This window comes from Streptomyces sp. NPDC057445, assembly GCF_042802855.1.
Taxonomy (GTDB): Bacteria; Actinomycetota; Actinomycetes; order Streptomycetales; family Streptomycetaceae; genus Streptomyces.
Window position 1 is genome coordinate 139,737 of sequence record NZ_JBHVDH010000020.1, and the last position, 6,429, is coordinate 146,165.

The 6,429-nt window shown below is 72.0% G+C and carries 6 protein-coding genes; all 6 read left to right on the forward strand.

Annotation, left to right across the window (positions count from 1 at the left end; translation table 11 throughout):
* The first annotated feature begins 41 nt into the window (after positions 1–41).
* Positions 42–1,418 carry a phosphomannomutase/phosphoglucomutase gene (locus tag ACFU5O_RS30215; protein ID WP_384245311.1) on the forward strand — a complete coding sequence of 459 codons (1,377 nt, stop codon included), beginning with the start codon at positions 42–44 and terminating at the stop codon, positions 1,416–1,418.
* 340 nt (positions 1,419–1,758) lie between these two features.
* Positions 1,759–1,941 (forward strand): Trm112 family protein, encoded by a 183-nt coding sequence (locus ACFU5O_RS30220; protein WP_384245312.1) that lies wholly within the window; start codon positions 1,759–1,761, stop codon positions 1,939–1,941.
* A 43-nt stretch (positions 1,942–1,984) separates the two neighbouring features.
* Positions 1,985–3,118: an SIS domain-containing protein gene (locus tag ACFU5O_RS30225; protein WP_384245313.1), complete on the forward strand. Its 1,134-nt coding sequence runs from the start codon at positions 1,985–1,987 to the stop codon at positions 3,116–3,118.
* A gap of 237 nt (positions 3,119–3,355) precedes the next feature.
* The gene (manA, locus tag ACFU5O_RS30230; RefSeq protein WP_384245314.1) at positions 3,356–4,507 is read left to right on the forward strand and encodes a mannose-6-phosphate isomerase, class I; all 1,152 of its coding nucleotides are present in this window, start codon (positions 3,356–3,358) and stop codon (positions 4,505–4,507) included.
* 105 nt (positions 4,508–4,612) lie between these two features.
* The gene (locus ACFU5O_RS30235) at positions 4,613–5,590 is read left to right on the forward strand and encodes a cation diffusion facilitator family transporter (RefSeq protein WP_384245315.1); all 978 of its coding nucleotides are present in this window, start codon (positions 4,613–4,615) and stop codon (positions 5,588–5,590) included.
* Positions 5,591–6,051: 461 nt separating this feature from the next.
* Positions 6,052–6,429 (forward strand): adenosylhomocysteinase (locus tag ACFU5O_RS30240; protein WP_384245316.1); only part of this gene is annotated, 378 nt, incomplete at its 3' end.

The following is a 6,429-nucleotide window of genomic DNA, read 5'->3' on the forward strand; positions in this document are numbered from 1 at the left end:
GTAGTTTGAGCTGACCGCAGGGACTTCAGGAGGGTTGGGCCGTGGCTGCTTCTGCTGCTGCTGATCTGTCGCAGATCGTGAAGGCGTACGACATCCGCGGGGTGGTGCCCGATCAGTGGGACGAGTCGCTGGCCGAGCTGTTCGGCGCCGCGTTCGTGCAGGTGACCGGTGCTGACGCCATCGTCGTGGGGCACGACATGCGCCCGTCGTCGCCGGGGCTCTCCGCCGCCTTCGCGCACGGCGCCGCCAACCACGGCGCGGACGTGACCCTCATCGGGCTCTGCTCGACGGACCAGCTGTACTTCGCCTCCGGACACCTCGGGCTGCCTGGCGCGATGTTCACGGCGTCCCACAACCCGGCGCAGTACAACGGCATCAAGATGTGCCGGGCGGGGGCGGCGCCCGTCGGCCAGAACTCCGGCCTGGCGGAGATCCGCGGACTCGTCGAGGGCTGGGTCGCCGAGGGCGCCCCGGAGCCTGTTCCGGCCCCGGGTTCGGTCACCGAGCGTGACACGCTGAGCGACTACGCGGCCCACCTCCTGTCCCTCGTGGACCTCTCCGCGATCCGGCCGCTGAGAGTGGTGGTGGACGCGGGCAACGGTATGGGCGGCCACACGGTCCCGACGGTGTTCTCGTCGCTCCCGATCGAGCTCGTACCGATGTACTTCGAGCTGGACGGGACCTTCCCGAACCACGAGGCCAACCCGCTGGACCCGAAGAACCTCGTCGACCTCCAGGCGCGCGTGCTCACCGAGGTCGCGGACATCGGCCTCGCCTTCGACGGCGACGCGGACCGCTGCTTCGTCGTCGACGAGCGGGGCGAGCCGGTCTCGCCGTCGGCGATCACCGCGCTGGTCGCGGCACGCGAGCTGGAGAAGCACCCCGGAGGCACGATCATCCACAACCTGATCACCTCGTGGTCGGTTCCGGAGGTCGTACGCGAGCACGGCGGCATGCCGGTGCGCACCCGCGTGGGCCACTCCTTCATCAAGGAGGAGATGGCCCGCACCGGCGCGATCTTCGGAGGCGAGCACTCGGCCCACTACTACTTCCGCGACTTCTGGAACGCCGACACGGGCATGCTCGCCGCGCTCCACGTCCTCGCGGCCCTCGGCACCCAGGACACCCCTCTCTCCGCCCTCGTCTCCCGCTACGACCGCTACCGCGCCTCCGGCGAGATCAACTCCACGGTTGCCGACCAGACCGCCCGGACCGCGATGGTGCGCGACGCCTTCACCGGCCGTGAGGACATCACCGTCGACACTCTCGACGGACTCACCATCGCCACCGAGAACTGGTGGTTCAATCTGCGCCCCTCCAACACGGAGCCGCTCCTGCGTCTGAACGTCGAGGCCCGTGACGAAACGACCATGGTCGCGGTGCGCGACGAGGTGCTGGGGCTCGTACGGGGCGCTTGACGCCCCTGGCGGCAGGCGGGCCCGGCGGCAGGCGGCGGCGCCGAGGGCCGGGGTGCCGGGGCACGTGCGACAGGGCCTCGCAGTCAGCTCCGGCTCCGACCTGTGTTCGCCCGCCCCGCCTCCGCCCGGGCTGCGCCCAGCGCCCGCCCGCCCCGCCTGCGCACATGTGGGGCTCTCCACCCGCCGGCGCCCCGGCGCCGACGGGCACCTAGCGGCCCGAACCCCGGCGCCCCTCGCCCCAGGCCAGGGGGATCCCTTGTCCGGGGACGCCGAGCCGCGCCGCCCGCCCCTCGGCGGTAGGCTGACGTGGCCCCAAACCGCATGTTCGAAGGGACATCCCATGCCGCTCGAAGCCGGTCTCCTGGAGATCCTCGCCTGCCCGGCCTGCCACGCCCCGCTCAGCGACGCGACGGCAGCCGACACGCCCGAGCTGATCTGCACCGGCAAGGACTGCGGCCTGGCGTACCCCGTACGTGACGGCATCCCGGTCCTCCTCGTCGACGAGGCCCGCCGCCCCGCGTAAGCCCGCCCCCGCAATCCGTACGGCGAATCGGAGGCCCATCAACATGCTCGACGAGTCACTCCTCGACGCCCCGGAAGCTCTCGCCCGCGCCGATCGCCGCGAACTGCTCCGCGGCGCCGCGGAGGCCGGCGCACGGGTACGCACCGCGGCCCGGCACGCAGCCGAGGCCGGAATCGACGAGCTGAAACCGGAGGGCCGCCCCCGCGCCGTCCTCATCGCAGGTCCCGGCACCGCCGCCACCGGCGTCGCCGACCTCGTCACCGCGCTCGCCGGCGCCTCCGCCCCGGTCACGCGACTGCACCCGACCGGCGTCGCCCCCGCCGCCGGCGCCCTCCGCTGGGCGCTCCCCGGCTGGGCCGGCTCGGTGGACCTGCTCCTCATCGCCACCACCGACGGCAGCGAGCCCGGCCTCGCGCTCCTCGCCGAGCAGGCGTACCGCCGCGGCTGCACCGTCGTAGCCGTCGCCCCGCAGCGCTCCCCGCTCTCCGAGGCCGTCGACGGCGTCCACGGTCTGGTGGTGCCGATGGCAACCGCTCCGTACGAGCTGTACGACGAGACCCAGGCCGCGGCGAGCCCCGGTGCGCTCTGGGCCCTTTTCACGCCTCTGCTCGCCCTCCTCGACCGCGTCGGGCTGCTGGCCGCGCCCCCCGACGTCCTTCAGAACGTCGCGGACCGCCTGGACCACATGGCCGAACGGTGCGGGCCCGCCATCGCGACGTACAGCAATCCCGCGAAGACGCTCGCGGCCGAGCTCGCCGACACCCTCCCGCTCATCTGGACCGAAGGCACCGCGGCCCCCGTCGGCCGCCGGTTCGCCGCCGTACTCGCCGAGCTGGCCGGCCTTCCGGCCCTCACCGCCGAGCTCCCCGAGGCACTCTCGGCCCACGGAGTCCTCCTCGCCGGCGAGTTCGCGGCCGGCGCCGATCCCGACGACTTCTTCCGCGACCGGGTCGAGGAGCCCCAGGCCCTGCGCGCACGCGTCCTGCTGATGCGGGACCGCATCGACGGCGGACTCACCGCGGCCCCGGCCGCCCGCGAACTCGCGCTCAGCCATGACACGGCCATCAGCGAACTTGAGCCGGAGGAGGGCAGCGAGCTGGAGACCCTGGCCGAGCTCCTCGCCGTGACCGACTTCGCGGCCGGCTACCTGGCCCTGACGACAGGCAGCCACGCCTGACGGTGCCCGCGCCCCCGGGGCGTCGTGCGCGGGACACCGTCACCGCGCGCGTCCCCGAGGCCGCCGTCCGGTCCGCAAGCTCAGCGTGCGGCCCCCGGGGGCGCCACCGCGCCCCGGTCCGCCCCGGGCCCGCAGGTCACCGTGTCCGGCGCAGCCTGCGCCGGACACGCCAACCGCAACGCGCCTGCCACCTGCAGGCCATGTACCCGCCACGTACCGAGCCGAGGATCGCCGTTCATGGACCGCCTTTCCAACACCGTGCGCCCTTACGCCTGGGGCTCCACGACCCTCATCCCGGACCTCCTCGGCACCGCTCCCACCGGAGAGCCGATGGCCGAAATGTGGATGGGTGCCCACCCCGGAGCGCCCTCCCGCACCGATCGCGGTGCCCTGAACGACGTCATCGCCGCCGATCCCGTGCACGAGCTCGGCCCGGCATCCGCCGACAAGTTCGGTCCCCGCCTCCCCTTCCTGCTCAAGCTGCTCGCCGCCGGCGCCCCTCTCTCCCTGCAGGTCCATCCGGACCTCGCCCAGGCCCGGGAGGGCTACGCCGCAGAGGAGCGCGCCGGAATCCCCGTGGACGCGCCGCACCGCAACTACAGGGACGACAACCACAAGCCCGAGATGGTCTGCGCCCTCACCCCCTTCGACGGCCTGTGCGGCTTCCGCCCGCCCGTCGAGGCCGCCGACCTCCTCGCCGGTCTCGACGTCGACTCCCTCAAGCCGTACGTGGACCTCCTCCACGCCCACCCCGAGGAAGCCGCGCTCCGCGAGGTCCTCACCGCCGTCCTCGCAGCCGGCCGGGACGAGACGGCCCACACCGTCTCGGAGGCCGCGGCCGCCGTCGAACGCCTCGGCGGTCCTTACGCCCCGTACGCCGTCGTCGCGCATCACTTCCCCGGCGACCCGGGCGTGATCGCCGCCATGCTGCTCAACCACGTCCGGCTGCAGCCCGGCGAGGCCCTCTTCCTCGGAGCCGGTGTCCCGCACGCGTACATCAGCGGCCTCGCCGTCGAGATCATGGCCACCTCCGACAACGTCCTGCGCTGCGGACTCACCCCCAAGCATGTGGACGTCCCCGAACTGCTGCGCGTCGTCCGCTTCGAGGCATCCGAGCCGGGTGTGCTGCGCCCGGAGGCGTCCCCCGCGGGCGAGGAGGTGTACGACGCACCGGTCGACGAGTTCCGGCTGTCGCGGTTCGTACGGCCGGAGGGCGCGGCGCCCACCGACGTCACCGCCCGCACCCCGCAGATCCTGCTGGCGACGGCGGGCCGCCCGCAGGCGGGCGGGGTCACGCTCGCACCGGGCGAGTCCGTCTTCGTACCGGCGGACGAGAAGACCGAACTGTCCGGTACGGGCACGGTCTTCCGTGCCACAGTGGTGGCCTGACTCACCGTCCGCCCCGCCTGCTGCAACAATGGCCCGCCGTGCCGAGGCGCTGCCGTGGCACGAGTCGGCAAATGCAGGAGCTTCGAGGAAGGACACCCCGCACCCATGAGCGCGTCAGGCGGAACCAAGGCGATCGTGGCGGCATTGGCCGCGAACCTCGCTATCGCGGTAGCCAAGTTCGTGGCGTTCCTCTTCAGTGGTTCCTCGTCGATGCTCGCGGAGAGCGTCCACTCGGTGGCCGACTCGGGCAACCAGGGGCTGCTGCTCCTCGGCGGCAGGAAGGCGCAGCGCGAGGCGACCCCGCAGCACCCCTTCGGGTACGGCCGCGAGCGCTACATCTACGCCTTCCTCGTCTCGATCGTCCTCTTCTCGGTCGGCGGCATGTTCGCGGTCTACGAGGGCTACGAGAAGATCTCGCACCCGCACGAGATCAAGGACTGGTACTGGCCGATCGGTGTGCTCGTCTTCGCGATCATCGCCGAGAGCTTCTCCTTCCGTACGGCCATCAAGGAGTCCAACGGCCTGCGCGGCGACCGCTCCTGGAAGGAGTTCGTCCGCCACGCCAAGGCCCCCGAGCTCCCGGTCGTCCTTCTCGAGGACCTCGGCGCGCTGGTCGGTCTGGTCCTCGCGCTCGGCGGTGTCGGTCTCGCGCTCCTCACGGGCAACGGAATCTGGGACGGCATCGGCACGCTGTGCATCGGCATCCTGCTCATCCTGATCGCGCTCGTGCTCGCGGCCGAGACCAAGTCCCTGCTCCTGGGCGAGGCGGCAGGCGCGGAGAACATCGAGAAGATCCGGGAGGCGGTCGTCGACGGCGACACGGTCACCGGCATCATCCACATGCGTACGCTCCACCTCGGCCCGGAGGAACTGCTGGTGGCCGCGAAGATCGCCGTCCGGCACGACAACACGGCCGCCCAGGTCGCCGACGCCATCAACGCGGCCGAAGAGCGCATTCGCACCGCCGTCCCGATCGCCCGGGTCATCTACCTGGAACCGGACATCTACAGCGAGTCCGCGGCCGCCGCCGGCGCGGACCCGGCCAAGTCCCCGGGCGGGCCGGGGCCGGACGCCGCCCACTGACAGACCCCGGACGCCTGACTGCAGGAGGCCCCCGGACCGAACTGATCGGTCCGGGGGCCTCTTGACGTCCACGGCACGTTCGGGCGCCGGTACGCCTCGTCCTCAGGGTGCGGTGGCGGATGCGGGGTGTGCGTACGGCGCACCCTTTCGACCCGCGGCCCGCACGTTGCTGGTGCGCGTTCCGGCCGGGGCGGCCCGATGGGCGGGCTGTGGTCGGCGGCACCGATCGGTGTAGATTCGTGACCAGAGCCAGACGTCGCTGCTGATGGCGGTCGGGCGGTCCGGACTGTGGACCGGCCGAGGGAGAGAGGGCCTCCGACGGACTGCGCTGCGGGCGCCTTGCGCGTCGGGACATGCCTGTGTTCGCACACGTGTGCCCTTTTCGTGGCAGGGACCGCAGCTGTCAGCAAGCCCCAACCGAGCCCCATCCCACCCTCGACCCACATGAGGAGCAGCTCGCAATGACGACTGTCGCCGCCGGTCAGGACTTCAAGGTCGCCGACCTTTCCCTTGCCGATTTCGGCCGTAAGGAGATCACTCTGGCCGAGCATGAGATGCCCGGTCTGATGTCGATCCGTAAGGAGTACGCGGAGCAGCAGCCGCTGGCCGGTGCCCGGATCACCGGTTCGCTGCACATGACGGTGCAGACGGCGGTGCTGATCGAGACGCTGGTGGCCCTTGGTGCCGAGGTGCGCTGGGCGTCCTGCAACATCTTCTCCACCCAGGACCATGCTGCCGCGGCGGTCGCGGTGGGTCCGGACGGTACGCCGGACAGTCCGCGGGGTGTGCCGGTGTTCGCCTGGAAGGGCGAGAGTCTGCAGGAGTACTGGTGGTGCACG